The organism is Shimia sp. R11_0 (genome assembly GCF_017744035.1).
Taxonomy (GTDB): domain Bacteria; phylum Pseudomonadota; class Alphaproteobacteria; order Rhodobacterales; family Rhodobacteraceae; genus Shimia; species Shimia marina.
On record NZ_JAGHQY010000004.1, the window covers coordinates 36022 to 62116 of the forward strand.

At 59.1% G+C, this 26095-nt stretch carries 24 protein-coding genes; 20 read left to right on the plus strand and 4 right to left on the minus strand.

What is annotated here, in order from left to right:
- The first annotated feature begins 28 nt into the window (after positions 1 to 28).
- The 8 genes from J7382_RS09470 (at position 29) to J7382_RS09505 (ending at position 10646) form a co-directional block, all read left to right on the plus strand.
- Positions 29 to 1519, plus strand: a complete 1491-nt coding sequence (locus tag J7382_RS09470; RefSeq protein WP_058238001.1) for a replicative DNA helicase — start codon at positions 29 to 31, stop codon at positions 1517 to 1519.
- Positions 1520 to 1727: 208 nt separating this feature from the next.
- Positions 1728 to 2765: an alanine racemase gene (gene alr / locus J7382_RS09475; RefSeq protein WP_209068810.1), complete on the plus strand. Its 1038-nt coding sequence runs from the start codon at positions 1728 to 1730 to the stop codon at positions 2763 to 2765.
- Positions 2762 to 3547: an ABC transporter permease gene (locus J7382_RS09480; protein WP_209068811.1), complete on the plus strand. Its 786-nt coding sequence runs from the start codon at positions 2762 to 2764 to the stop codon at positions 3545 to 3547. The genes alr and J7382_RS09480 overlap by 4 nt, the downstream gene beginning before the upstream one ends.
- Positions 3544 to 4290: an ATP-binding cassette domain-containing protein gene (locus J7382_RS09485; RefSeq protein ID WP_209068812.1), complete on the plus strand. Its 747-nt coding sequence runs from the start codon at positions 3544 to 3546 to the stop codon at positions 4288 to 4290. The genes J7382_RS09480 and J7382_RS09485 overlap by 4 nt, the downstream gene beginning before the upstream one ends.
- The gene (locus J7382_RS09490) at positions 4287 to 4679 is read left to right on the plus strand and encodes a hypothetical protein (protein ID WP_209068813.1); all 393 of its coding nucleotides are present in this window, start codon (positions 4287 to 4289) and stop codon (positions 4677 to 4679) included. Before J7382_RS09485 ends, J7382_RS09490 begins: the two co-directional genes overlap by 4 nt.
- Positions 4680 to 4804: 125 nt before the next feature.
- The gene (locus J7382_RS09495) at positions 4805 to 7219 is read left to right on the plus strand and encodes a calcium-binding protein (RefSeq protein ID WP_209068814.1); all 2415 of its coding nucleotides are present in this window, start codon (positions 4805 to 4807) and stop codon (positions 7217 to 7219) included.
- 8 nt (positions 7220 to 7227) lie between these two features.
- Complete coding sequence (locus J7382_RS09500) at positions 7228 to 9306, plus strand: ATP-binding cassette domain-containing protein (RefSeq protein ID WP_209068815.1); 2079 nt, start codon at positions 7228 to 7230, stop codon at positions 9304 to 9306.
- Positions 9303 to 10646 (plus strand): biotin/lipoyl-binding protein, encoded by a 1344-nt coding sequence (locus tag J7382_RS09505; RefSeq protein ID WP_209068816.1) that lies wholly within the window; start codon positions 9303 to 9305, stop codon positions 10644 to 10646. The genes J7382_RS09500 and J7382_RS09505 overlap by 4 nt, the downstream gene beginning before the upstream one ends.
- A 559-nt stretch (positions 10647 to 11205) precedes the next feature.
- On the opposite strand, the gene J7382_RS09510 is transcribed toward J7382_RS09505, so the two are convergent.
- On the minus strand, positions 11206 to 12501 hold the full coding sequence (locus tag J7382_RS09510; protein WP_209068817.1) for a hypothetical protein: 1296 nt from the start codon (positions 12499 to 12501) through the stop codon (positions 11206 to 11208).
- Positions 12502 to 12731: 230 nt separating this feature from the next.
- On the opposite strand from J7382_RS09510, the gene J7382_RS09515 reads away from it, so the two are divergent.
- The 12 genes from J7382_RS09515 (at position 12732) to J7382_RS09570 (ending at position 23538) form a co-directional block, all read left to right on the plus strand.
- Positions 12732 to 13166: a paraquat-inducible protein A gene (locus tag J7382_RS09515; protein WP_209068818.1), complete on the plus strand. Its 435-nt coding sequence runs from the start codon at positions 12732 to 12734 to the stop codon at positions 13164 to 13166.
- A gap of 17 nt (positions 13167 to 13183) precedes the next feature.
- The gene (radA, locus tag J7382_RS09520) at positions 13184 to 14551 is read left to right on the plus strand and encodes a DNA repair protein RadA (protein ID WP_209068819.1); all 1368 of its coding nucleotides are present in this window, start codon (positions 13184 to 13186) and stop codon (positions 14549 to 14551) included.
- 74 nt (positions 14552 to 14625) lie between these two features.
- A complete protein-coding gene (locus tag J7382_RS09525) occupies positions 14626 to 15180 on the plus strand; it encodes a CvpA family protein (RefSeq protein ID WP_058238014.1) in 555 nt (184 codons plus the stop codon).
- A 138-nt stretch (positions 15181 to 15318) separates the two neighbouring features.
- Positions 15319 to 16581, plus strand: a complete 1263-nt coding sequence (locus tag J7382_RS09530) for a TAXI family TRAP transporter solute-binding subunit (RefSeq protein WP_209068820.1) — start codon at positions 15319 to 15321, stop codon at positions 16579 to 16581.
- A gap of 29 nt (positions 16582 to 16610) precedes the next feature.
- Complete coding sequence (locus J7382_RS09535; protein WP_209068821.1) at positions 16611 to 16892, plus strand: GlsB/YeaQ/YmgE family stress response membrane protein; 282 nt, start codon at positions 16611 to 16613, stop codon at positions 16890 to 16892.
- Between the two features lie 341 nt (positions 16893 to 17233).
- Complete coding sequence (gene purF / locus J7382_RS09540) at positions 17234 to 18763, plus strand: amidophosphoribosyltransferase (RefSeq protein ID WP_209068822.1); 1530 nt, start codon at positions 17234 to 17236, stop codon at positions 18761 to 18763.
- Positions 18764 to 18770: 7 nt separating this feature from the next.
- On the plus strand, positions 18771 to 19340 hold the full coding sequence (locus J7382_RS09545) for a DUF2199 domain-containing protein (RefSeq protein ID WP_209068823.1): 570 nt from the start codon (positions 18771 to 18773) through the stop codon (positions 19338 to 19340).
- Positions 19341 to 19477: 137 nt separating this feature from the next.
- Complete coding sequence (locus J7382_RS09550; RefSeq protein ID WP_209068824.1) at positions 19478 to 19735, plus strand: amidophosphoribosyltransferase; 258 nt, start codon at positions 19478 to 19480, stop codon at positions 19733 to 19735.
- A gap of 172 nt (positions 19736 to 19907) precedes the next feature.
- Positions 19908 to 20582, plus strand: coding sequence for an SDR family NAD(P)-dependent oxidoreductase (locus tag J7382_RS09555; protein WP_209068825.1), 675 nt, complete (start codon positions 19908 to 19910; stop codon positions 20580 to 20582).
- Between the two features lie 140 nt (positions 20583 to 20722).
- A complete protein-coding gene (gene surE / locus J7382_RS09560; RefSeq protein ID WP_209068826.1) occupies positions 20723 to 21505 on the plus strand; it encodes a 5'/3'-nucleotidase SurE in 783 nt (260 codons plus the stop codon).
- Positions 21502 to 22158, plus strand: a complete 657-nt coding sequence (locus J7382_RS09565) for a protein-L-isoaspartate(D-aspartate) O-methyltransferase (RefSeq protein ID WP_209068827.1) — start codon at positions 21502 to 21504, stop codon at positions 22156 to 22158. The genes surE and J7382_RS09565 overlap by 4 nt, the downstream gene beginning before the upstream one ends.
- A 174-nt stretch (positions 22159 to 22332) precedes the next feature.
- On the plus strand, positions 22333 to 23538 hold the full coding sequence (locus tag J7382_RS09570; protein ID WP_209068828.1) for a LysM peptidoglycan-binding domain-containing protein: 1206 nt from the start codon (positions 22333 to 22335) through the stop codon (positions 23536 to 23538).
- Positions 23539 to 23730: 192 nt separating this feature from the next.
- On the opposite strand, the gene J7382_RS09575 is transcribed toward J7382_RS09570, so the two are convergent.
- From J7382_RS09575 to tatB, 3 genes are all read right to left on the minus strand, one after another.
- Positions 23731 to 24573: an ATP-binding protein gene (locus tag J7382_RS09575; RefSeq protein WP_209068829.1), complete on the minus strand. Its 843-nt coding sequence runs from the start codon at positions 24571 to 24573 to the stop codon at positions 23731 to 23733.
- 117 nt (positions 24574 to 24690) lie between these two features.
- Positions 24691 to 25626 carry a twin-arginine translocase subunit TatC gene (tatC, locus tag J7382_RS09580; RefSeq protein ID WP_058238025.1) on the minus strand — a complete coding sequence of 312 codons (936 nt, stop codon included), beginning with the start codon at positions 25624 to 25626 and terminating at the stop codon, positions 24691 to 24693.
- Positions 25623 to 26090 carry a Sec-independent protein translocase protein TatB gene (gene tatB, locus J7382_RS09585; RefSeq protein WP_058238026.1) on the minus strand — a complete coding sequence of 156 codons (468 nt, stop codon included), beginning with the start codon at positions 26088 to 26090 and terminating at the stop codon, positions 25623 to 25625. Before tatB ends, tatC begins: the two co-directional genes overlap by 4 nt.
- Between the last annotated feature and the right edge of the window lie 5 nt (positions 26091 to 26095).

A 26095-nucleotide genomic window follows, 5' to 3' on the forward strand; every position in this document is an offset into this window, starting at 1 on the left:
GAAAACGCTGGTTGTTTGGGGGCGTGACATGAACGAAATCGCGAATATCAATCCTGACTCCACAGAGGCCGCAAGCCCGGATCCGGTGCCCCATTCTCTGGAGGCGGAACAGCAGCTTCTGGGTGCTATTCTGACGAACAACGATATCTTTGATAAAGTTGCCTCGATCATCACCTCCAAGCACTTCTACGAACCTGTGCATGCCCGCATTTATGAGATTGCGGCCGCGCGGATTGCCAAGAACAACCTCGCCTCCCCGGTGACGCTGAAAGCCTTTATGGAAGACGACCCCGGCTTGATCGAACTGGGCGGTCCGGCCTATCTGGTGCGCCTGGCGGGTGCGGCGATTTCTTCTTTTGCCGCAGCGGATTACGCTCAGATGATCTATGACATGGCGATGCGCCGTGAGTTGATCGAGCTGGGCAACAACATCGCTTCCCGCGCCAAAGTGGCTGACATCAAACTTGAGCCAAAAGAGCAGATCGTTCAGGCGGAACAGGCGCTTTATAAACTCTCTGAACAGGGGTCAGCAGAGCGCGGCTATGTAAGCTTCCTGAAGGCCGTCACAGAAGCGGTGAACACCGCCAACGCGGCCTATCAGCGCGAAGGTGGTCTGGCCGGGATTTCCACCGGTCTGATTGACCTCGACAAGAAGCTGGGCGGCCTGCACCCTTCCGACCTTCTGATCCTCGCGGGACGCCCTTCTATGGGCAAAACCTCCCTTGCGACTAACATCGCGTTTAACGTCGCCAAAGCCTATAAGAAGGGTTTAAAACCAGATGGTTCCGAGGGGGCCATTGAGGGCGGCGTTGTCGCTTTCTGTAGCCTTGAGATGTCTGCTGAACAGTTGGCGGCGCGGATTTTGTCGGAGGCGGCGGAGATCCCTTCTGAGCAGATCCGTAAAGGGGATATGACCGAAGAGGAATTCCGTCGATTTGTGCAAGCGGCCAAGGATCTTGAGGCCTGCCCGCTGTTTATTGATGACACCCCCGCCCTGCCCATTGCGCAGCTCGCAGCACGGGCGCGGCGCTTGAAACGGACCCATGGTCTTGATGTCCTGATCATCGACTATCTGCAGCTGTGCCGCGGCACCGCCGACAACCGGGTGCAGGAAATTGCCGAGATTTCAATGGGCATGAAGGCCATCGCCAAAGAGCTCAACATTCCGGTGATTGCCCTGTCCCAGCTGTCACGTACGGTGGAGAGCCGAGACGATAAACGCCCTCAGCTCAGTGACTTGCGGGAATCTGGCTCGATTGAGCAGGACGCCGATGTGGTGATGTTCGTGTTCCGCGAAGAATACTATGTGGAGCGGGAAAAACCCTCTGATGACCGGTTGGATGAGATGGCCGCCTGGCAGGAACGCATGGAGCGGTTGCATGGGAAGGCTGAGGTAATCCTTGGCAAGCAGCGTCACGGCCCGATTGGCACGGTGGAGCTCAGCTTTGAGGGGCAGTTCACCCGCTTTGGCAACCTTGTGCAGCCCTGGCAGCAATCCGGCGGCGGCGACGAGTTCTGATTTTTCGCCAGAGCGAATCAAAGTGTTAACGCGCCTTTTTGGGAAAAACGGAGCATCGGTATCGCGTCGGTATTCCAGCGGTATCGCGTAGGTGGATTTTTCCAAAAGGCGCGGATTGGCGTTTGTTTCACCACAGTGCGCCCCTTCCCCTAAAAACGAAACGCCTTTGGCCTTGACCTCCCGCAGACAGAGGTCAACAAACACGCCCATGGCTACTGCAACTTTGACAATTGATCTGGACGCCCTGCTTTCCAATTGGCGGGCGCTGGATGCACAGAGCACAGCCCAGACCGCCGCGGTGGTGAAGGCTGATGGATATGGACTTGGCGCGGACCGGGTGGCCCGCGCATTGATGCGCGCGGGTGTGGACCGTTTCTTTGTCGCTGCCGCAGAAGAAGGCGCGGCTCTGCGTCAGGCCGTCGGCCCAGCGCCAGAGATCAATGTCTTCAGCGGACATATGCGCGGCGACGCGGATATGATCAGCGACATGATGCTGACGCCAATGTTAAATTCCACTGAACAGATCGTGCGCCACCTGGAGGCCCTGCCCGCGCATCCTTTTGGGGTGCAGCTGGACACCGGCATGAACCGCCTTGGATTGGAAGCGCCGGAATGGGCGGCAGTGCAAGATCTGATCATGCAGCGCGGCCCAACGCTTTTGATGTCCCATCTGGCCTGTGCGGATGAGCCAGACCACCCGATGAACCCGCGCCAGCTTAGCGCGTTTAAAGAGATGACCGATGGGCTTGATGTGCCACGTTCGCTTTCGGCAACCGGTGGCATCCTCTTGGGGGCAGACTATCACTTTGACCTCACCCGTCCCGGCGTGGGCCTGTATGGGGGCATGCCCTTTGTTGACGCCACCCCAGTGGTGAGCCTGAGCGTGCCGGTCATTCAGGTGCGCGATGTGGCAGCGGGAGAGAGTGTTGGCTATGGCAATATGTGGATCGCCCAGCGCGACAGCCGGGTGGCCACCATCGCAGCAGGCTATGCCGATGGCATCATCCGCGCCATGGGAGAGAAAGTGGACGTCTTTGCCGAAGAGAGCCGCTGTCCCATGATTGGACGGATCTCCATGGATATGATCGGGGTGGATGTGACAGACGCAAGAACTGAGCCGCAAACTGTTGAACTTTTAGGGCAGCACCAATCTGTGGACACGCTCGCGGAGGCCGCAGGCACGATTGGATATGAAATCCTCACCTCCATGGGGCAGCGCTATCAGCGCCGCTACAAATCTTCATGACGGCCCTGCTGGCGCCTTTCACCGCGATTGGTCGCAATGTGCTTGCGCTGGTGACGATGATCGGCAGCGTGGCGCTGTTTGTCTGGGGGGCGGTAAGCCACATCTTTCGCCCGCCATTTTATGGGCGTGAATTCCTCAGCGCGCTTTTCAACATTGGCTGGCTGAGCCTGCCCGTGGTGGGCATGACGGCGATTTTCACCGGCGGCGCGCTGGCGCTTCAGATCTATGACGGTTCTTCGCGGTTTTCCGTGGAAAGCGTGGTGCCGCAGATTGTGGCCATTGGCATGGTGCGCGAATTGGGGCCGGTGCTGGTTGGTCTGATGGTGGCCGCCCGTGTGACCAGCTCCATTGCCGCAGAGATTGCCACCATGAAGGTCACGGAACAGATTGATGCGCTGGTGACCCTGTCCACACATCCAATGAAATATCTGGCCGCGCCACGTGTTCTTGCGGCGGTGCTGGTGGTGCCTGCACTGGTGGGGATTGGCGATATCATTGGCATATATGGCGGGTTTCTGGTGGCCACAGAGAACCTTGGCTTCAACCCCGCAACCTATGTGCGCAACACCGCCGATTTTCTACAGTTGAATGACATTGTCTCCAGCCTCGTGAAAGGCGCGGTCTTTGGCGGGATCGCCGCCGTGATGGGCTGCTATTACGGGATGAATTCCGGGCGTGGCGCACAGGGCGTGGGCCAAGCCACAAAAAGCTCGGTTCAGGCCGCCGCCGTGCTCATTCTTGCCGCCAACTTCCTGCTGACCAGTCTGTTTTTCTCCTCATGATCCAGTTTGATAACGTGCATAAGAGCTTTGGGCCCAAGAAGGTGCTTCAGGGTGTGAATCTCTCCATCGCCAAGGGCAGCTCCATGGTGATCATTGGCGGATCGGGCACCGGAAAATCGGTGATGCTGAAATCCGTTCTGGGCCTGATCACACCGGACAGCGGCACGATCTCGGTAGACGGCCATGATGCGCGCACAGAGGATCGCGATGCCTTTCTGGCGCGGTTTGGCATGTTGTTTCAGGGGGCTGCGCTGTTTGACAGTATGACGGTGTGGCAGAATGTGGCCTTCCGCCTGCTGCGGGGGCGTTTAAAACGGCCCAAGGCCGAGGCGCGGGAGATTGCCATTGAAAAGCTGCGGCGTGTTGGGCTGACCCCGGATGTGGCGGATCTTTTCCCTTCCGAGCTGTCGGGCGGCATGCAAAAGCGCGTGGGGTTGGCCCGCGCCATTGCGGCGGAGCCTGAGATCATCTTCTTTGATGAGCCCACCACGGGGCTGGATCCGATCATGTCCGGCGTGATCAATGATCTGATCCGCGAGATTGTGGTGGAGATGGGCGCAACCGCAATGACGATCACCCATGACATGACCTCCGTGCGCGCGATTGCCGATGAGGTGGCGATGCTGCATGGCGGCGTGATCCAGTGGAGCGGCCCGGTGGCGCAGATGGACAACAGCGGCGATCCTTATCTCAGCCAGTTTATAGCCGGCAGCGCAGAGGGCCCGATTGAGGCGGTGCGGTGAATGCGCTCATCGCCCTCATTTTCGTCGCTATGCCCTTCATCGCGGCCGGGATCAGCGTGTATATGGGGCTTCATCATTTGAAGTCGCATCGACGGATCGGCGTTGCTTTAATTGTATTGCCGCCGGTAACGTTTGTTTGGCCTTTTGCGATCATGTTCCTTTTAAACATGCTTCCACCGGAGATGCGCGGAAGCTCGGCAAGTTGGCTTTTTGCACCACTGTTTTGGGGCGGGCTAGCAGCAGGCTTGATAACGGCAGGTGGGGTGTTGAGCTATCTGGCCATCGTGAGTGAGAAAAAGCTGTTATGTGCTTTTGGATCTGCGCTTAGTGTTGGCTGGCTGATCTGGTTCTTTGTCGCCTTTGTGCTGAATCACTCCCACGGCCTTTAGCCGCGCGTTTTCAAGTGGCTACAGTATTACTTGGCGCAGCGCGACATTCGCGGGCATTTCTTTACCATTTGTAAACCCTTCGTTCGCACAATGTTCCCTGTGTATTGGTAAAAGGTGTTTTGGGTATGCCAGAGAACGAGCCGCAAGGGCCGGTGCGTCGTGTCGTGGGCACGACCGGGGATGACTCCATTTCAACAGACGCAGGTGTCGATGCCATCAACGGCCATGCCGGGGATGACACGATTTCCACGGGTGCAGGCAATGATCTTGCCGCGGGCGACATGGTCGGCAGCGAATGGAGCTTTGTTGGGGGACGGTGGGTGTATAATTCTGCAAACATCGTCTCCAATGGAGATGCCACGGATCGCTCCTACAATGATGTGATATCCACCGGCGCGGGCGACGATGTTTTGCTGGGCAATGGAGGAGAGGATCGCCTCTCCTCCGGCGCCGGCGATGATCTGATCAATGCGGGTGACGGACATGATACGGCGGATGGCGGGCTTGGCGATGACCTGATCAATCTAGAGGCGGGCAATGACCGTGCGCAGGGCGGGCTTGGCGCGGACACAATCAATGCAGGCAGCGGCAATGATCTGGTGTTTGGGGATCTGGCAAACAGCAATCTTTTGACGGGCACGGGCGGTGGGGCGGCCACGCTCACACAATTCGCCGAAAACAGCAGCTGGACGGTGGATGAAGACGCCGCGCACAACAACCTCTCCCAAGCGGTGGCCACGGAGACAGGAGAGACCTATACCATTCGACTTGAAGCGGCCGCCAACCTTGCAGGCGGGGCCGATTGCGGCTGTCTGGAAGTGCTCTGGAATGGTGAGGTGATTGGCATGATCACCGCCACCTCCGGCGTGTTTGAAACCCACAGCTTTGAGGTGACCGGAGATGGCAGCATGGGCGCGCTCACCCTTAGGGAGCTGCCTTTGCCCAACACAGGCCCCATCATCAACATGGACGGGCCCATTTATTCCTATGACACCACCGTCACCCTTGGCGGTGAAGAGATTTCTGTGGCGGGGTTTGCGCCGGGGCAATCCAAACTGTTTCAAATGATTGACGGGCAGCTCAATGTCTTTGATCCCGTTGCGGAAAGTTATGAAATCGCCGGACCTGCAACAGGGCTGCGCATCAACGCCATCGGCTTCAACACCGAAGATGATCTGATTTATGGGATCGCCAAAGCCAATGGCGTGGACGCGCTTGGGAACCCTGTATCCGTGCGCGACCTCGTGATGGTCGACGCAGAGGGCCAAGCCTATCGCGTTGGCGAGACCCCAATTGGTGACTACGTCGGGGATTTTGATGATCAGGGCAACCTCTGGACGTTTCAATCCAGCCTCAACCGCGTCACGCGCATCGACGTGAACGCCTTGGATGAAAACGGCAATCCAGAGGTGGTAAACTACGATCTGCCCAACGGTCTGTTTCAGGGGCGCACCTATGATGTGGCCTATAACGCCTCAGAAGGGGCTTTCTATGCGGTGGAGTCCCCTGGCCGCAATGGTGAGGCCGGGGCCGTGCATCGGATTGATCTGTCTGGCGTACCAGACGGCGGTGCCCCCGAGATCAGCTCTGTGCCGATCACCGCAACTCTCAATGACGATGGCATGACCTCTGGCATGCCGCGTGGCGCCTATGGTGCTGTCTTCATGGATGGCGAGGGCAATCTCTTCTTTGGGCTCAACCGAGGTGACCACGATCTGGACGGTACCACAGATGCCACCGGTGCCATCTATCGGGTTGAGGTGGATTGGCAGGCGGGCACAGCCTACTCCGAACTCATGGCAGAGGCCCAAAGCACTGGCAGCAATGATGGGGCCGTCGATCCACGCGCCCCGGATCCTTTTGCCCCTGTCGATCGGGGCAGCAATATCCTGATCCGAGATCCGGAAATCATCAGCGACCAAGGCGGCAATGATGATCTGCGGGGCGGCGGTGGCGATGACACGATGTTTGGCGGCGCGGGCGACGACACGCTGCATGGAGGCGCAGACGACGATCAACTGCACGGCGACGCCGGCGCGGACCGCATCATGGGCGGCAGCGGCAATGACAACGCCTTTGGCGGTGCAGGCAACGACAGCATCACCACCGAAGAAGGCCATGATCGCGCCGATGGCGGCGCAGGGCAGGATTATATCAACACCGGCGAGGGCAATGATCTCTTGTCAGGTGGCGATGCCGCAGATCGCCTTGTGGGCGGGACCGGCTCCGACACGCTGCAGGGCGGCGCGGGCAATGACCATCTCTGGGGCGGGAACTGGTGGCGGGATGGGGATTCCGACACATTTGTCGCCGAGGCTGGCGGCGGGCGCGACATGATCCATGATTTTGAAGTGGATCAAGACGTGATCGATCTGTCGAGCTATGGCATCAACTATGCAGATCTGCAGCCGCATATTCAGGATCAGGGATGGGCGACAGTCATCGATCTCTCCGCACTCACTGGCGGCGAAAGCAATGATCGACTGATTTTGAAATCGGTGGACCCGGATGATCTGGACGAAAGCAACTTTCTGCTGTGAGCCAATTGATGGGACCGGTTTCTGCCCTTTCACCCTTCGCAAAGATGGTGCCACTGCTGCTGGGGCTCAGCGCCGTTTCAAATCTTGCGGTGTTGATCAACCCGATCTTCATGATGCAGGTGTTGGATCGGGTGCTGCCCACTGGCAATTTGCATACGCTGGCGCTTTTGCTCCTGATCGCAGCTCTGGCCCTCTTGCTGCAGGCGGTTGTAGATGGCCTGCGCGACAGCAGTTTTTACGCCGCTGCAGGGTTTGCAGAACGCAGCCTTGCGCCACTGATCCTGCAAACACCTTTGGTCGACCGTGTGGCCAATTTACAGGAGTTGAAAAAGGTGGTCCGCTTTCTGCGTGGACCAGCGGCCATTGCCGCGCTGAGCCTGCCGTGGTTGCCGCTTTTTCTGGCAGTGCTGTGGCTGATACATCCTTGGTTTGTGGCCCTGACGTCTGGTTTGATTTGTCTCTCAGCTGCGCTGCGGCTGACAACAAGTGCCATGTCCAAAGCTCCCGAGACCGCTTTGGCACAAGCCCGCACAGCAGAAGACCACGCCACAGAAAACGCACAGCAGTTTTCTCAGTCTATTGGGGTGCCGGGGATGGCAGACAATCTGCGCAATCAGGTGGTGCGCACCATGCGGGCGCGCAGCCGATTGGAAGACCGGCTAACCCCCTTCACAACACAGAGCGCGGCGCTGAGTGGGTTCTTGCGCGCAATGGGGCAACTGCTTGGTCTTAGCCTTGGCGCCATGCTGGTGGTGCAGGATGCTCTCAGTGCCGGAGGGATGATTGCTGCCAGCCTGATCCTCATCAAGACGGTGACAAGCTTTGAAACCGTGGTGACAACATGGCCGGATATCAGCGCCGCCAAATCGGCCTATATGCATCTCAAATCACTTGCGATGCCGCGCTCAAACGCCGAAACGCATATTTCCAAATTGTCGGGAGCATTGCGCTGTGACGGGCTGATCTTTCCGCGCGCAGGCGGCGCGGCGCCAAGGCTGGAGAGGGTGAGTTTTGCACTGCCCGCTGGAAGCTGTACTGCCATTGTCGGGGCATCCGGAAGCGGCAAAAGCACGCTGCTTGAGGCTCTGAGCGGTTTGGCCCCCTGCCCGATTGGCACCGTGTGGCTGGAAGACACCGAAATCAAGACTTTGCCGGTGGCCTCCCATACGGCGCACATCGGATATCTGCCGCAGCAGGCCCAGCTTTTTGCCGGCACTTTGGCACAAAACATTGCTGGCTTTGCCCCAGAAGCCGCCGATGAAGACATCATCACAGCCGCGAAAATGGCGGGGGTTCATGGGCTGATCTCCGCCCTGCCGCAGTCTTATGACACAGATATTGGTGCAACGCCCCATGTGCTTTCGGCGGGGCAGAAACAACGCGTCGCGCTGGCGCGCGCGATTTTTCATGAGCCACAGTATCTGTTTCTGGATGAGCCCAACGCCTTGCTGGATGCGGCCGGAGAACGGCAGCTCTGTGCGGTGCTGGCGCGGCTCAGGAAACAGGGCATCACAATTGTCATGGTGATTCACCGCTCCGGATTGATGGGGCTGGCCGATCACGTGGTAGCTCTGGAAAATGGTCGGCTTGCGGATTTTGGCAGCCGCAGCGAAGTGCTTGGCCGTATGAGCGGCGGGCGCAGGCGGATCGACCTGCCTTTGCGCCATGACAGCTTGCAGGATCTGGTCGACTGGGTTGGCGCGCAATTTACCCGTGGCAATGATGCGGAGCTTTCCACCCGCACAGAGCTGATCGCCTCGGAACTGTTCAATCTCGCCCGGGCGAGCGGGCCGCAGGATGAGCCCCGCACGGTGAGCTTCGCGTTCCGCTTTCTGTCCGATCACAGCTGCGAAGTGACCGTGACGGAGAACCGCATCACGGAGGCGGCCCGCAAGATGGAAAAGGTCACGCGGCTCATGCTGCAGCCCGAAACCGACATGGGCCGATTGCCGGGGGATGAGGCCGCGCTCGCTGTGATCGCCCAACTGAGTGACAGTTTTGACATCGACAATGTAGCCGGACAGGCCACCTACCGGGCGGCGGTCTCCATGCGTCCGGTGGCCTTGCAGGGAGGTTTGCGCCATTGATCCAACGGACAGATACGGCGGCACATACTGATGCCTCGCCAATGAGCTCTGAAGCGGCCTTTCCTAGTCAGGTGATCCGCCCCTTGCGGCGCGGGGCCTGGGCGGTGTTTCTTGCTCTGGGAGGCTTTTGCCTCTGGGCAGGTTTTGCGCCCTTGGCCACCTCCATTCCCACAACCGGGCACCTCAATGCAGCGCGACCAAGCTATGATGTGCAACATCCCTACGGGGGCAAGATCGCGCAAATCCATGTGTCCGCGCATGATGTGGTCACCGCCGGGCAGATTTTGCTGCAACTGGATGTGAGCCGCGAAACAGCAGAAGCACAAGCGCTTAGAGAAACGCTGTCACCTCTGCAGGAAGAAAGGGCTGTTTTGCGCGCGGCTATGGTCGGGGCATTACCCGATGGGGAGGAGACCGATGCAACGGCGGTCACAGATCCGGCGGCGCTGGCGCTGCGGCGATTGCAGACCATGAAGGCCACGATGGAATTGCGCGCCGAAATGAGCACAGCGCTGGCTCAGGAGCTAAAGGATCGCGCCGAGCGTTTGCAAAAGAGCCGACAGCACCGTCAGGCGCAACATCACTCCATGCAGGCCAGATATGAGCGCTACGCCGCGCTGCAGGCGCAGGGGGCCTTTCGGGCGGCAGACACAGATGCTCTGGCAGAGGATATTCTGGAGCTGGAGGCCGATTTGCAACGTGAAGATGCGGAACTGGCCGGGCTGGCCAGCCAGGCCGCCCAAGCCAAGTTGCAGATCGCGCAGGATCAATTGGCATTTCGCCAGCAGGTGCTGGACCGGCTGGCCTATTTGGAGGAAGCCATCCCCAAGCTGCGGTTGCAACTGTTGCGACTGGAGGCACAGATCGCACAGGCGGATATTCCGGCCCCCGATGATGGGGTGATTTCCGCGCTCTATTATGACACGGACGCAATGGTCATTGCGCGCGGCGATACGGTTTTGAGCCTCGCGCGTCCCAGTGGACAGCATCAGGTGTCTTTCGTGGCCAATCCTCAGGTGATTGACCAACTGCGCGTCGGCATGACCGGGCAACTCACAGTCACCGCCTTATCTCAGCGCAGCCATCCCAAAGTGGCGGTCACAATCAAAACCCTCTCCCCCGAAGCGCGGCGGGATCGCGATGGAGCCATTTTGGGCTATGATGGCATGGCGGAAATTGACGTGCAGGATCATGCCCGTCTGCTCAACGCGCTGGGAGAAGAGGCCTCGCTGATCTCCGATATGCCGGTGAGCCTTGTGTTTACCGGGCGTACGATTACTTTTGGTGCCTACCTGCTTGGCCCTTTCACGGATTTCCTGACCAAAGCCATGCAGGATTGAGCGAGCGGCGGCCATGCCGGGCGACCAGTGATGGGGAGAGGGCGCGCATATGGTCGCGAGTCTTGGCGTGATGGACGACACCTTGGACGAGGGAGAGCCAAGGAGGCGCACACCGGCGCAGGCCTGCATGCCTCAACCGGACACATGCCGTGAAATCTGCCAATGCGCTAACTTTCAGGGGTTTGAGATGTGCTCAACATATTGGATCTATTTTCAAACATCTCGCGCCACTGAGCTGCCGCGATTTTGGCGTCTGCGATTTGGCGGATATTCGACCGGAGCATCGTCGCATTCCGTTGAAATAGAAAACTATCCCTGCGGCGCTGTTCCTTTTGAGCTCGAACATCTGCCAAACCGGTGCGGAAAATGGATGGCTCCTAAGCCTAGGTCGTGCGTGGGAGCGTGTTTCGGGCTTACCGATCTCCTCTTTGACACCCGAATGATATAAGCTCGACATTTGCAACTGATGGCGGCGGCCGTTGGCGACAGGATACCATCGACCATTCAGTGCCAGTGCCGAGGGCTTGCGCGCGTTGGCGCAGGGAGACCTGTCATCGCGTTACATAGCGGGAGTTTGGGCCGGGCTGGCGGTTTGCGCGATGGCCGTGATCACCTCACCCTCTTCAAGCGTCCCATAGGCCATAACGGTGCCGCCCGGTGCGATCACGAACCATGTGGGCAGGGCCTCTGCGGCGACAGTCGTGCTGATGTGATCGGGGGCGTCAAACCCGATGTTCATTGTCAGGCCATGGTCTTTCATCTGGGTCTCAAAGCCAATCCTGTGTCTGGAAATGTCGCTGTCAGGGTTGCCGGACCATGCGGTGATGGCATGCAGGAAAGCCGGGCGCAGCTCTTCTGATTTTTGCAAGGCCAGAACCCTCTGCAAATCTTCCAGAAAAGGCCCGTTGGAGCGATAGACGCCTAAGACGCAAATCAGGCCGTAATCCTTCGGCCCCATCCGCGCCAAGGCCTGTTGCAAATTCAGATCCTCACCGGGATCGGCCCAGACATCATAAGGATCAAATTGCGGCAGCGCGTAATCCGCCACAGGGAAAACACGCCCCTTCAGGCTTTGGGCGGGCGCAACAAAGGGATGGCCGGTGATGCCTTCGAAGAGCTGGCGGGCGGGTGCGGCATCGGGGTCATAGAAGAGCGCATCAGAGACCATATCCAGAGCGGCGTCTCTGTCTTGGCTGTGCCAGAAACAGGCGGCCATGACGTAAGAGGCTGCGGAGAGCACAATCACCGGATCAGACTCCGTTTCGCCAGATTGCAGGTTGCGGAAATAGGCCTGCCCAAAGGCCAGAGCCGTATCAAAATCCTCCTGTGCCAAGGCCGCAAGCGCCAACCCGAGCTGTGACCAGCGGTCCGCACTGCTCAGCTGTGCCATGCGTTTCTTGTGGGCAGAGAGAAAAGCCCCAAAGAGGTTGTGGGACACGGGGCTCAGCGCAACTTCGAAATCGCGGCGCAGCTCGGCATAGTCATTGGTGGCCCCCACATCCCAAGGTTTCAGCCAATCCATAGCTGGGATTTTGCCGACGCGAATATCCAGCCGGTACTCCTCAGAGAACACGGGCATCACATTGAAACCAAAAGGGATCCCTGATCCAACCACATGGAAGCACTGCTCTGTGGCCTCGTCCATAAAAACGATTTCCACGTTATCGGCAGCATAGAGCGCGCTCACCCGATCTTCGCTGGGCGCCTCACCATTGAGAGCCAGCACAAGCCAGCCTTCCTGAATGCCAAGTTTGGCTGCTGGAGACTGTGGCATCAGCCGCCCAACCCGGCTGGCGGTTTTGATCCGTTGTGTGATCAACGACTGCGGCCAGTCGAGTGCTGCAAAATTGTGCATGATGTCTCTTCTATGTCTTATGTCCCGCGTTTACCTTGAGGAAAGCGCGGGGCACCGGACAATGCAAAAACACGCATAGGCTGCATTTCACCCTGTTCTGTGGTCGTAGCGTCACAGGCCGGGCAGCCGCCGCATGTCGGTGACACCGAGCCCGACACGGGGAAAGGAAGACGTGTTTCCCCGTAAGGTTTCGCTTGTGCGGCGCGGTGCCTGTGCCTAGCTGTTTGGGCATGAAACATGTTCTGCGCTTTGCCAATCTGTCGCTTTTGATCCTTTTTCCGCTGGCCTGGTTTGCGCCCCTGTTGAGGGCGGGCGTCTTGCCCATCTTTGGGCTGAGCGAGATTTCGATCATTTCCGGTCTGCAATCGCTGTGGACCACGGATGTGGCGCTGGCCTTGCTGGTGACCTTTCTGGCGATTTTCGCCCCCTATGTGAAGGTGATCGGAATAGCGCTGGTGCAGTTTGGACTGATGCGACGCAGGGTGGTTCCTGCGCTGGAGCTGCTGGGCAAGCTGGCGATGGGCGATGTGTTTCTGATTGCGCTTTACATCGTACTGGTGAAAGGCGCGGGTTATGTGACGGTGGAAGCTGGCTGGGGGCTTTATCTGTTCACCGGCTGCATTTTGGGCTCGCTGGCGATTAGCTATTTGACCCGCAGGCGGTAGTGGTCCAAAACGGGAACATGGCAAAGAGCAAAACCCAATTCACCTGTTCCGCCTGCGGCGCAGTATCCTCCAAATGGTCCGGCCGCTGTGAGGCCTGTGGAGAGTGGAATACCATCGTGGAAGAGGCCCCCTTTGGGGCCGGTCCCGCAGGAAGCGCCCTTGGTAACGCCAAGGGGCGGCGGATCGAGCTGTCAGATCTGGCCACCAAGGAGACCCCGCCACCGCGCACCATCAGCGGCGTGAAAGAACTCGATCGAGTTTTGGGCGGCGGGCTGGTGCCTGCCAGCGCGCTTCTGGTAGGCGGCGATCCGGGGATCGGGAAATCCACACTTTTGTTGCAGGCGGCAGCGCGGTTTGCGCGGCAGGGTGTAAAAACCATCTATGTCAGCGGCGAAGAGGCCAGCGCACAGGTGCGCATGCGCGCCCAGCGCTTGGGATTGACGGAAAGCCCGGTGCTCTTGGCGGCGGAAACCAATCTGCGCGATATTCTGACCACGCTGGAAGCGGAACGGCCGCAGCTTGCCATTATCGACTCCATCCAGACAATGTGGAGTGACACGGTGGGCAGCGCGCCGGGATCGGTCAGTCAGGTGCGTGCCGCTGCCCATGAGTTGACGGCATTTGCCAAGCGCAAGGGCATGGCGATTATTCTGGTGGGGCATGTCACCAAGGAAGGCCAGATCGCCGGGCCCCGTGTGGTCGAGCATATGGTCGATACAGTGCTCTATTTTGAAGGCGAGCGCGGGCATCAGTTCCGCATTCTGCGCGCTGTGAAGAACCGGTTTGGTCCTGCTGACGAGATTGGCGTCTTTGAGATGACCGGACGGGGGCTGGCAGAGGTGGGCAACCCTTCAGCGCTTTTCCTCTCTGATCGGGGCGCGCCCACGGCGGGCAGTGTGGTCTTTGCCGGTATTGAGGGCACCCGCCCTGTGTTGACGGAATTGCAGGCTCTGGTGGCCCCCTCCCCTCACAGCCAGTCCCGCCGCACGGTGGTTGGCTGGGACAGCGGGCGGCTGGCGATGATTCTTGCGGTGCTGGAAGCGCGCTGTGGTGTGCCGTTTGCGGGGCTCGATGTCTATCTGAACGTGGCCGGAGGCATGAAGATCTCAGAACCTGCCGCCGATCTTGCGGTGGCCTGTGCGCTGATATCCGCCAGAGAGGACAGCGCCCTGCCCGCCGACACGGTGGTTTTTGGCGAAATCAGCCTCTCTGGCGCGCTTCGCGCGGTCAGCCAGACGGAAAATAGGTTGAAAGAAGCCCAAAAACTTGGTTTCACATCGGCAATCGCTCCGAAAGGTGGCAAAACCCAGACCGTGGAAGGCATGAACCTGAACCGTATTGGGGATTTGGCAAGCTTTGTGGGAGAAGTCTTCGGAGCGGGGTAAAATGCCAGGGCCAGCGGCCCACAGACTAAAGGGCCGAAAGGCGGACCGCGGGCGGTCTAAGGGGACAAGAGTACATGGAAGGTTTCACCATCATCGACGCCGTGGTCGCGGGTGTCATTATTATTTCGGCATTGCTGGCCTATAGCCGCGGTGTTGTCCGCGAGGGCATGGCGATTGCGGGCTGGATTGCCGCAGCGGTGCTGGCTTTCATGTTTGCAGGCTCGCTCCAGCCGCTGGTGAAGGAAGTGCCGGTGCTTGGCGAATACCTCGCAGACAGCTGTGAGCTTTCGATCATCGCCGCCTTTGCCGGGGTTTTCGCCCTGTCTTTGGTGGTTGTCTCGCTATTCACACCGCTGTTCTCTTCGGTCATTCAGCGCTCTGCGCTTGGCGGTTTGGATCAGGCTCTGGGCTTTATCTTTGGCGTGCTACGCGGCATCCTGTTGGTGGCAATCACCTTCTTTGTCTATGAAACCGTGATCACCAGCCAGTCGATTGCCATGGTGGATGACAGCCGCTCGGCAGAAGTGTTCAGCCGCATCACACGCCGCATTGATGACCGTGATCCACAGGAAGCGCTGGGTTGGATCACCACACAGTATGAACAGCTTGTCGGTGTCTGCGAGCAGTAAGCTGCCCCGCAGATTTTGCGAATGCATCAAGCCCGTGCCCTTTGGAGCGCGGGCTTTCTTTTTAAGCGCAGGCAGCACTTGTTTGCGCGCCGGTGGACCGCTACCGTGGCGCGCGACATAGAATAACAGAGCCTGTCCATGCGCCTTTGGATTGCCATTACCGCCCTGACGCTGGCCATGTGCCTGTCGTTGATCCTGTTTATGCTGCTGCCGCCGCAATCTCTGACATTGGCGGCGGGCGCACGTGGCGGCGCCTATGCGCTCATGGCGGAGCGCTATAGAGAGGTGCTGGCGCGTGACGATATTGACGTGACAATTGTCTATACCGATGGCTCTGTGGACAATGCCGCCCTGCTTACGAGAGGTGAGATTGACGCGGCCTTTGTGCAGGCGGGTGTGCATGTGCCGATGGGCAAGGCCGAGGCCATTGGTGGCGTGTTTTATGAACCGATGATCTTTCTTGCACGCAAGGGGCATGACATCCCGTCCAACCCTGCGCTCTGGCGTGATCTGCGCATTTCCAGCGGCCGCCCCGGCTCTGGAACCTCTGCCGCTTTTGAAGATTTTCAAAAAGCCGTCGGGATGGCGCAAGGTGCCAACAAACATCTGGCTCTTGGTTTTGCGCAGAGTGTTTTTGCGCTTGAGGCAGGGGGCATTGATCTGGCGTTTCTGGTCAGCAGCATTGAAGCGCCTTACCTGACGCAGGCCTTTGCCTCTGAGGAGATCACGCTGTTGCAGCTGGCCTATACAGAGGCCATCTCCCGGCATCTGGATTATGCGGATATTGTGCAAATCCCCACAGGAGCAGTGTCTTTGGCCCCCGTGCAGCCGGAAGAAGCCCGCGAAATGCTGGCGCTTAAGGCGCAGTTGGCCATTGCGCCGGATTTGCACCCGGCGCTTGTGAACCGCCTGACCATGGCCGCCAAGGAGCTGCATCGCGGGCGCGATCTGTTGACAGACCGGGGCACATTCCCCTCGCCCTATGGCATCGGCATGCCGATCAATTCCGTGGCGCGTCAGCTCATACAGGAAGGTCCTTCAACCTGGCACAACCTCTTGCCTTATTGGGCGGCGGCGCAGGTCAACCGATTGCTGCTGCTGACCCTGCCGATCCTGCTCTTACTGGTGCCGCTGCTACGGGTTGTGCCATCGCTTTACGCCTATTTCCGAGGCTGGCAGGTGTGGAAACACTATGGTCGTATTCGCGAAATCGAAGCCGAACTGAGCCAGCATGGCACCATGGCCAACCTCACTCTGCTGGCAGAAGATCTTGAAGCGGTGGACCATCGCATCGCGCAGCTGCGCCTGCCGCCGGCCTATCGCCAGACCGCCTATCACGCGCGCATGCATATCGATCTGGTGCGCAAACGCATCCGCCAAATGGAAGATCAGTCTCTCTGATCCCCTTTGCACAGCTTAAGGATCCAGACATGGAGAGCCTCAATGACACGCAAGCCGCCCTGTTTTCGGGTGTCTTTTCCGCCATCCTGATTGGCGGGCTGGCCGGTTGGCTGGCGGCCAAAATGGTGCGCGGCGGCGGATTTGGCCTGATTGGCAATGTGTTGCTGGGCATTGGGGGCGCGGTGCTCGCGCATTTTTTTCTGCCGCTGTTGGGAGTGAGCCTTGGCACAGGCTTTATCGGCTCTGTGCTCTCCGCCATGATTGGGGCCGCCGTTGTGCTTTTGATCATCCGGCTGATCAAATCAGCCTGACCAAATTTGACTGATCAAATTTGTCTAAGCGACGCAGGGTTTCGCCGTACATCTGTGGCTTTCTTGCCCGGCAATTGTGATCCTTTCGTGACATGCTGCGCAGGAGCGCTTATGAGAAGCCAAGCACGTAACCGGGATTCGGAGCCGCCCTGTGGTCATTGACCTGTCAGACGCCCCTAACGTTGCCGCGAAAAGCGGGCTGCTGACCTGCATCCGAACCTTTGCAACTGCGGTTATTCGTGCTCTTTCAACAGTTTTGTCGCATCGGGATGCCCCCCGTGTACAAAACTGCAAAGCCACCCACCCTAGCTTAGCCTAGACCGAACAAGGGAGCGCTGCACGTGTGCGGAATTCTGGGGATCGCCAATCGCAATGACGATGTTTTTGCGGAGATTTATGACGGGCTGCTGATGTTGCAGCACCGGGGTCAGGACGCTTCGGGCGTGGTGACCTACACAGGCGGTTTCTTCCGCGAACGCAAGGCCAATGGTCTTGTGAAAGACGTGTTTCAGCCCTCTGACGCCGAAACTCTGACCGGGCGTGTGGGCATGGGGCATGTGCGCTATCCCACCGCTGGCAGCCTGAGTGCCGCCGAAGCGCAGCCGTTTTTTGTAAACGCGCCTTATGGCATCTATCTGGTGCACAACGGCAATATCACCAACACCGAAGCCCAGCGCGAGAAAGTCACCGGCAAATACAGTCGCCATCTGCGCACCACCAGCGACAGTGAAATCCTGCTGAACGTGCTGGCGGACAAAGTGGCGGATGCGATCAAGGTGAACGGCAGTGCCGATGCGATCCGCAATATCTTTGCCGGTGTGAAAATGACCATGGAACGTGTGCAGGGCGCCTATTCGGTGATCTGCCTGATTGCCGGTGTCGGTATGCTGGCGTTCCGTGACCCTCATGGCATCCGCCCTCTGTCAGTCGCCAAACGTGCCGCAGATGGCGAGGGCGATGATTATGCCTTTGCCAGCGAAGATGTGGCCTTTGGCATCAATGGCTTTGACAAGCTGCGTGATGTGAAGCCGGGCGAAGCGCTTCTGGTGGATCTGGATGGCAACCTGCATGAGTTCCAAGCGGTCGAAGGCGAGTTGACGCCCTGTATCTTTGAATATGTCTATCTGGCGCGCCCCGATAGTGTGCTGGACGGCGTGTCCGTCTATCAGGCGCAGATCCGCATGGGCAAAACCCTTGCCAAACAGGTGCAGGAGAGCGGGCTTGAGATTGATGCGATCATTCCTGTGCCCGACAGCGCGCGCCCTGTGGCGTTGGAAGTGAGCAATATCACCGGCATTCGCTACCGCGAGGCGCTGGTGAAAAACCGCTATGTGGGCCGGACCTTTATCATGCCCGGTCAGGAAGAGCGTCAGAAGAGTGTGCGCCGCAAGCTCAACGCCATTCCGCGTGAAATGGAAGGCCGCAATATCCTGTTGATTGATGACAGCATCGTACGTGGCAACACCATCAAAAAAATCGTGCAGATGTGCCGCGAAGCCGGGGCCAAGAAAGTCTATATCGCTTCGGCCTCCCCGCCGGTGGCCTACCCCAATGTCTATGGCATCGACATGCCCACCAAACATGAGCTGGTTGCCAATGGCCGCAGCGTGGAAGAGATCCGTGAGGAACTGGGCGTGGATGCGCTGTTCTACCAAAATCTGGAAGATCTGATCTGGGCCGCACAGGAAGGCAACCCTGAGATCGCCCGCTTTGACTGCTCCTGCTTCAATGGGGATTACATCACCGGTGGCGTGACCCCGGAATATCTGGATGCGCTGGAAAACAGCAGCCGGGTGAGCCAGAAAATCGCCGAAGCCCCGACGCCGGGCGCAAGCTGGAACGGGGCAACGCTGGCCCCAAGCCAAGGGTGACGCTCTGATGAGCTTGCTGGCGCTGGACAGCCGCTGGCGGCGTCTGAACGATGAAAGCTACGCCTGCCCCTGCTGTGGGCGCAGCTTTGGCGGGATTGTTGATATCGGTTTTGACCATCCAGACTGCTGGACACATGAGGCTCTGACGGAGAACGACACAGAGACCGTGACCGTTGATGCAGATTTCCTCACGCCGGATCTGTGTCGTTTTGAGGGGCTTCACTTCGTACATGCGGTGCTGCCGCTCCCCGTTCGGGGCAGCACGGACACCTTCTTCTTTGGGGTCTGGGCCAGCGTGGCAGAGGCAGATTTCAAAGCCTATGTGCAAGACGCCACCAGCGAAGCCCCAGGGTTTGAGGGCTGCGCCGCCTGGCTGATGAATGATCTGCCCGGGTTTGAAACAACACAGGCCCTGAGCTGTCACCTCACAGCGCCGGAAACTCCTGTGGAGCGCCCGCGCCTCATGGTCCAAGACGGCCCATTGGCACAAGCGCAGGCAGAGGGCATCTCGTTTGATCACCTGCTGGATATCTATGCGGCCAGCGGCACGGACATCCGCCCGCATCTGATGGGCTGACACCCGCGCAATCGAAGAAAATATGGCAAGCTTTTGCCTGTTGAGGCCCTGTTAACCATACCTATCGTATCTGTGAATAGCAGCGCCCGACACACTCTCTCATAAGGGCGTCACCACTCACAGATATAGGTTTGGCCATGACGTCCAAGACCCCTCCTCACGTGGCCGCGCAGGCCACGCAAAGCGGCGTATTGCAAAATCGTGCGCGGCTGACCCTGATCGGGGTCATGGGATCGCAGAAAGCCCCCCGCGCGCTTCTGATGACCAGCAGCGGGCGCACGTTGCGGGTGGAACTGGGGGATCGCACCCCATCAGGCAAGGTGGTGGCCATTGATGAGCGCAGCATCGTGCTCAATGGCGGTCAGGGTGCCACGCGACTCTCGATGCCCAATTGACCGGACCCAGTTGATCTGGCCCCAATTGATCGAGCAACACAGATCCGCTCTTCCTCTTGAGCAAAATATCCCGGGGTGAATTGGCCCGCATGGGCCAAGAGGGGCTGGCCCCTTTCTCCTTCCCCCAACAGCCACTCTTGACCTTTCGCAGCTTTCCCCGCATGTGATAGGCATGACCAACACGCCTTCTTCCGCCTCACCAGTTGACGAAAAAATCGCTCTGATCACCGGGGCCTCCCGTGGTTTGGGTGCCGCCTTTGCCGAAGCGTTGGCCGGGGCCTATCATGTGGTGGCCGTGGCGCGCACCACCGGCGGGCTGGAAGATTTGGATGATCGCATTCAGGCCAAAGGCGGACAGGCCACATTGGCCCCCATGGACATCAGCAATGCCGATGCGATGGCGCAGCTGTGCCGCTCCATCCACGACCGCTGGGGCAAAGTGGATCTTTGGATCCACACCGCCGCACATGGGGCTCCGCTGACGCCCACCGATCATATTGATGCCAAAGACTGGCAGAAATCCATGGCGATCAATCTGGATGCGGTGGCACGACTTATTCCTTTTGTCAGTCCGCTGCTGGGCAAACAGGGCCATGCGGTCTTCTTTGACGATGACCACGCCGGTGAGAAGTTCTTTGGCTCCTATGGGGCCACCAAGGCGGCGCAGATTGCTCTGGCGCGCAGCTGGCAGCTGGAAACCGCCAGCATTGGCCCCAAGGTCTCTATTCTGTCACCCAAAGGCATGCCCACCGGCACACGCGCGCGGTTCTTCCCCGGTGAAGATCGCGACACGCTGACCTCTCCCAAAGAGGAAGCCGCGCGTCTCATGGCAGAGCTGGGTCTCTGACAGGCCAGCCAGCCGCGACTTCTGCGCAACAGATTTGGCAACTGCCCCAGAGGCGGCTGTGATGCTTGCCCCGGATCAGCCGCTCTACTAGACAGAACCTCGACTAGATAGACACACGGGCGATTTCAGGGGCTGGCAGCATGCGCATTCTCATCACAAATGACGACGGTATCAACGCGCCCGGTCTGGCGGTTCTGGAGCAGATTGCCAAAGATCTCGCCGGGGCTGAAGGCGAGGTCTGGTGTGTCGCACCAGCCTTTGAACAATCTGGCGTCGGCCATTGCATCAGCTACACCCACCCCACCATGATTGCCAAAATGGGAGAACGGCGCTTTGCAGCAGAGGGCAGCCCGGCCGATTGTGTGCTGGCCGGTGTGCATGACGTGATGAAAGAGGCCCGGCCCGACCTGATCCTTTCCGGTGTGAACCGGGGCAACAACTCGGCTGAGAACGCGCTTTATTCCGGCACCCTGGGCGCGGCCATTGAAGGCGCGCTACAGGGCATTCCTTCCTTTGCGCTTTCACAGTTTCTCGGGCCACAGAATTACACCGCGGACAATCCCTTTGAGGCCGCCGCCGAACATGGCGCAGAGGTGCTGCGCAAAATTCTGGCGACAGATGTCCCCAATGATGCGGCCTATGGGCTGTTTTACAACATCAACTTTCCGCCCGTGCTGGCGGCAGATGTCAAAGGCACGCGTGTCACCTCACAGGGGCTGCGTCAGGACACCTGTTTTTCTGTGGAACCGCACACGTCGCCTTCCGGGCGGCGTTTCCTGTGGGCCAAAGGCGGGGATCAGCAGCGCAAAACCGCAGAGGGCACGGATGCGGCGGCCAATCTGGAAGGCTATATCTCTGTCACACCGATGCGCGCCGATCTGACGGCACATGATGCTCTGGCGGCGTTGAAAGGCATCGAATGACCGACCCCGACCTCCTTGCAGAACGCAAAATGCAGTTTCTCTTCGCCCTGCGCTCACGTGGGGTGACGGATCAGGCTGTGCTCTCTGCGATGGAACATGTGGACCGGGGGCTGTTTGTGCGTGGGCTGTTTGCGGAACGCGCCTATGAGGACACGCCGCTGCCCATTTCTTGTGGACAGACCATTTCTCAGCCTTCCGTGGTGGGCTTGATGACGCAGGCACTTGAGATCACGCCGCGTGACAAGGTGCTCGAAGTGGGCACGGGCTCAGGCTATCAGGCGGCCATTCTCAGCCAGCTTGCGCGGCGGGTTTACACGGTAGATCGCCACAAGCGGCTGGTGATGGAAGCGCGGGGCGTGTTTGATGCGCTTGGCATTGTGAACATCACTTCGCTGATTGCCGATGGCAGCTTTGGCCTGCCAGATCAGGCGCCTTTTGATCGCATTATTGTCACCGCCGCCGCCGAGGACCCGCCGGGCCCCCTCTTGGCGCAACTCAAGATTGGCGGTATTATGGTGGTGCCCGTCGGACAGTCAGATGCGGTTCAGAGCCTGATCCGCGTGCGGCGCACCGAAACCGGATTTGACTATGATGAAATGCGGGCTGTGCGGTTTGTGCCTTTGCTGGAGGGTGTGGCGCGGGAAAATGACTGATTTTGGGGCGCTTTCCCCTTGGCATTCCCGTAAGCTTTGACCATGTGAGGGCGCAAAGGTACAAAAACGCAAAACAGCGACCACAACGCAAACATGTCACAACTCCCCGTGACACAAACAACAGCGGCTTTGGCATCAGACCCCACCTAAGGGGCCGCGTGTGAGGATTTCGAGATGGCTTATTCCCTGCCCAAAAGCGCCCGTTTGATTGGCACCGGTCTGGCACTCTGTGTTTTGGCGGCCTGTGAGGGTGGCTTTGATTACGACTTCCGAGGCGATGTTGGCGGCGGGCTGGACACCAGTGATGCGGCGCTGACGGCAACCGCAAAACGCCCGGCGCCAGATGACCGGGGCGTGATCTCCTATCCGAATTATCAAGTGGCGGTGGCCCAGCGAGGCGACACTTTGCAGGATGTGTCGCAACGTGTGGGCATTCCCGCCGAAGAGCTGGCGCGCACCAATGGCATCGCGGTGGATGCGACGCTGCGCCAAGATGAGATCATCGCCCTGCCCTACCGCGTGGCAGAACCCTCTGCGGCCACGGGCGGCAGCGGCATGGTCACCCCTCCGGGTGGCGTGGACATCGCAGCATTGGCCGGTGGGGCCATCAACAATGCCGATACCTCGGTGCAAACAGAAACGCTGCAGCCTGTGGCAAAGCCGCCCAAAGATGCGCCAACGGGCGTTGAGCCGATCAAGCACATCGTGAAACGCGGTGAAACCGCCTTTACCATCGCGCGGCTGTACAATGTCTCCGTACGGGCCTTGGCCGAATGGAATGGGCTGGGCAGTGATTTCACCATTCGGGAAAATCAGACGCTGTTGATCCCACCAGCGGATCCGGCCGCAGAGAAGAAAGCGCAACAAGCCGCAGCGACCAGCGCGGCCGCCACCAGCAAACCTGGTGAAGGCTCCCGCACACCGACACCGCCGAGCGCGTCACAACCGCTGCCTGATGACAGCGCCACAGCCGCAGCCGCAACGCTTGAGCCACCCAAGGGGCCTGACCTGTCCAAAGAGCAGAGCGCCAGCACGGCGGCGATGAGCTATCCGGTGTCCGGCAAGATCATCCGCCCCTATGCCAAGGGCAAGAACAATGGCATCGACATTGCCGGTGACGCCGGCGCGCCGGTGTCTGCCGCAGCAGATGGCAAAGTCGCAGCCATCACCACAGATGCGGATGACGTGACCATTCTGGTGGTGCGCCATCCCAACAATCTGATGACGGTCTATTACAACGTGGCGGATGTGAAAGTGGCCAAAGGGACCAACGTCAAACGTGGGCAGGCCATGGCGGCGCTGCCTGCGGAAAATGCCTTTGTGCATTTTGAAGTGCGGGACGGTTTTGACAGTGTGGATCCTGCGCCTTACCTGAAATAAGGCGCGGATCGTCACGGGGTAACGTGGCGGTACTGAAGGCTGCGTTTCGTCCCGACGTCATCCGCAGGAGTCAGCGCTCAAACGCTATTTTCGCGCGCAGCCAGCCCCCAAACACATCCCCAATTGGGGGCCAGCCCCCAAACCCCCGGGATATTTCTGTCAAGAGGAAGCGAGGGGGCTTGTCTCTTTGGCTCAGGGGAGCGCGACACCTTCGCGGCCTGCGAGATCCAGGAAGAACTGCCAGGCCACACGGCCAGAGCGCGCGCCGCGTGTGGCCTGCCATTCAATCGCTTCAGCGCGCAGGCGCTCTGGATCAACCGTCACGCCATGGGCGGCGCAATAGCCATCAATCATCGCCAGATAGGCATCCTGTGAACAGGGGTGGAAGCCGAGCCAAAGGCCAAAGCGATCGGACAGGGAGACCTTTTCCTCCACCGCTTCCGCCGGGTTGATGGCACTGGAGCGTTCGTTTTCGATCATATCGCGAGGCATCAGGTGGCGGCGGTTGGAGGTGGCATAGAAAACCACATTTTCCGGGCGGCCCTCGATGCCGCCATCCAGCACCGCTTTGAGGGATTTGTAGTGCTGGTCGTCGTGGCTGAAGCTGAGGTCATCACAGAAAAGGATGAAACGTTCCGAGCTGGCGCGCAGCAGGTTCAGCAGACGGGAGACGGTGGGCAGGTCTTCGCGTTGCAGCTCGACAATTTTCAGCGGGAAACCTTCGGCCAGCACCTGCGCATGTACGGCTTTGACAATGGAGGATTTCCCCATGCCGCGCGCGCCCCACAGGAGCGCATTGTTGGCGGGCAATCCGCGGGCGAACTGGCGGGTGTTGTCCAAGAGCGTGTCACGGGAGCGGTCAATGCCCACCAGCAGATCCAGCGCCACGCGGTTGATCTGAGCCACCGGTTCCAGACGGTCAGGATCCACATGCCAGACAAAGCCATCCGCCGCAGCAAAATCCGGCGCGGCCAGAGGTGCGGGGCTCAGGCGTTCCAGCGCCTCGGCGATGCGGGTCAATGTGATGTCATCCATGGCGGGCCTCCGAAGTTGCTGCGCTTAAAAAGCACTTTCTTTGCACAACAACAAGGGCAGGCAGGCCGCAAAAAACGCGCCCCAAAGAGGCGCGTTTTGATCTTACTGGCAGCGGCGTTATTTGCTGTCGATGTCGGCGAGGTCTTCGGCCTCTTCGTCATCTTCAAAATAGACGCCCTCTTCCTTGAGTTTAGCGATACGTTTTTTGTCCACACGGCGCACGAGGAAGATGGAGATTTCATAAAGCCCATAGACCACCGAGAAGAGGATCAGCTGTGTCACCACATCGGGGGGCGTGACCAGAGCGGCCAGCACCAGAATGCCCACCATGGCGTATTTACGCACAGAGGCCAGCCCATCGGCACTCACCAGACCCGCTTTGCCCATCAGGGTAAGCAGCACCGGCAACTGAAAGCACAGACCAAAGGCCATGATGAATTTCAGCGTGATATCAAGGCTTTCATTGACCTTACCAAAGAAGGTGATCTGCACCCCTTCGCTGGCTTCAGGGGCTGTGGCCGCCACAGCACCGGGCACATCTTCGACCGCTGGCGCCATGAAGTTCGCAAAAACCGAGGCCACATCCGCAAAGCCGAGGAAGAATTGCATCGCCAGAGGGGTCACAACCAGCTGCGCAAAGGAGGCGCCCAGCAGGAACATGAAGGGTGAGGCAATCATGAAGGGCAGGAAAGCGCCTTTTTCACTTTTATAGAGCCCCGGTGCCACAAAGCGCCAAAGCTGATAGCCGATCACCGGGAAGGCCAGCGCAAAGCCGCCCACCATGGAAATGCGGAACAGCGTGAAGAGATATTCCTGTGGGGATGTGAATTGCAACGTGGGGGAAGGATCACCCAGATCACGCAACACCTCCACAATAGGGGCCACAAGGAAATGCAGCACGTGTTCGGCGATGAAATCACCCCCGACGGGGATGAAGAAGAAGCTGATCGCCGCCACAAACGCCAGAACCGAGCGGATCAGGCGCGTGCGCAATTCGGCCAGATGCTCAATCAGCGGCGCAGCGCTGTCCTCAATCTCATCTGTGTTGCTCATGCCTCATCCTTTTTCGGCGCATCCTTGGCGGCCTTTTCAGCCGCGGCTTTCTCTGCCGCCTCTCTGTCCAGCCGTTCCTGTGCCATTTCTGCCGACTTCTGGCGGATTTTTTCCGCCGCTTCGGCGCGTTCTTTGGACAGGCGTGTGGTTTCGGCCCCCGGCTCATAGCTCATGGAGCGTTTGACCTCATTGGCGCTGTCGTTGATGGCATCGGTGGCCGCTTTGAGCGGATTGGACACTTTGTTGAGCCCGTCGGTGGCGCCTTTCAGCGTATCCGTGACATCCTTGACGCCGGCCTGATCCGCCGCCTGGTTCATGGCGGAGGAAAACTCCCGTGCCATACCTTTGGCCTTGCCCACAAAGCGCCCCACGGTGCGAAACAGCACTGGCAGATCTTTGGGGCCGACCACGATCAACGCGACGACACCAATCACCAAGAGTTCCGGTAACCCCAAATCAAACATAAGAA

Excerpts from the sequence above, each read along its gene's own strand:
- tatC (WP_058238025.1), bottom strand. The coding sequence starts at position 25,626 with ATGAGCAACACAGATGAGATTGAGGACAGCGCTGCGCCGCTGATTGAG.
- J7382_RS09500 (WP_209068815.1), top strand. The coding sequence starts at position 7,228 with ATGGGACCGGTTTCTGCCCTTTCACCCTTCGCAAAGATGGTGCCACTG.
- J7382_RS09510 (WP_209068817.1), bottom strand. The coding sequence starts at position 12,501 with ATGCACAATTTTGCAGCACTCGACTGGCCGCAGTCGTTGATCACACAA.
- J7382_RS09515 (WP_209068818.1), top strand. The coding sequence starts at position 12,732 with ATGAAACATGTTCTGCGCTTTGCCAATCTGTCGCTTTTGATCCTTTTT.
- J7382_RS09485 (WP_209068812.1), top strand. The coding sequence starts at position 3,544 with ATGATCCAGTTTGATAACGTGCATAAGAGCTTTGGGCCCAAGAAGGTG.
- surE (WP_209068826.1), top strand. The coding sequence starts at position 20,723 with ATGCGCATTCTCATCACAAATGACGACGGTATCAACGCGCCCGGTCTG.
- J7382_RS09495 (WP_209068814.1), top strand. The coding sequence starts at position 4,805 with ATGCCAGAGAACGAGCCGCAAGGGCCGGTGCGTCGTGTCGTGGGCACG.
- J7382_RS09575 (WP_209068829.1), bottom strand. The coding sequence starts at position 24,573 with ATGGATGACATCACATTGACCCGCATCGCCGAGGCGCTGGAACGCCTG.
- J7382_RS09525 (WP_058238014.1), top strand. The coding sequence starts at position 14,626 with ATGGAAGGTTTCACCATCATCGACGCCGTGGTCGCGGGTGTCATTATT.
- alr (WP_209068810.1), top strand. The coding sequence starts at position 1,728 with ATGGCTACTGCAACTTTGACAATTGATCTGGACGCCCTGCTTTCCAAT.
- J7382_RS09565 (WP_209068827.1), top strand. The coding sequence starts at position 21,502 with ATGACCGACCCCGACCTCCTTGCAGAACGCAAAATGCAGTTTCTCTTC.
- J7382_RS09570 (WP_209068828.1), top strand. The coding sequence starts at position 22,333 with ATGGCTTATTCCCTGCCCAAAAGCGCCCGTTTGATTGGCACCGGTCTG.
- J7382_RS09545 (WP_209068823.1), top strand. The coding sequence starts at position 18,771 with ATGAGCTTGCTGGCGCTGGACAGCCGCTGGCGGCGTCTGAACGATGAA.
- J7382_RS09555 (WP_209068825.1), top strand. The coding sequence starts at position 19,908 with ATGACCAACACGCCTTCTTCCGCCTCACCAGTTGACGAAAAAATCGCT.
- J7382_RS09470 (WP_058238001.1), top strand. The coding sequence starts at position 29 with ATGAACGAAATCGCGAATATCAATCCTGACTCCACAGAGGCCGCAAGC.
- J7382_RS09480 (WP_209068811.1), top strand. The coding sequence starts at position 2,762 with ATGACGGCCCTGCTGGCGCCTTTCACCGCGATTGGTCGCAATGTGCTT.
- J7382_RS09530 (WP_209068820.1), top strand. The coding sequence starts at position 15,319 with ATGCGCCTTTGGATTGCCATTACCGCCCTGACGCTGGCCATGTGCCTG.
- J7382_RS09550 (WP_209068824.1), top strand. The coding sequence starts at position 19,478 with ATGACGTCCAAGACCCCTCCTCACGTGGCCGCGCAGGCCACGCAAAGC.
- radA (WP_209068819.1), top strand. The coding sequence starts at position 13,184 with ATGGCAAAGAGCAAAACCCAATTCACCTGTTCCGCCTGCGGCGCAGTA.
- J7382_RS09535 (WP_209068821.1), top strand. The coding sequence starts at position 16,611 with ATGGAGAGCCTCAATGACACGCAAGCCGCCCTGTTTTCGGGTGTCTTT.
- tatB (WP_058238026.1), bottom strand. The coding sequence starts at position 26,090 with ATGTTTGATTTGGGGTTACCGGAACTCTTGGTGATTGGTGTCGTCGCG.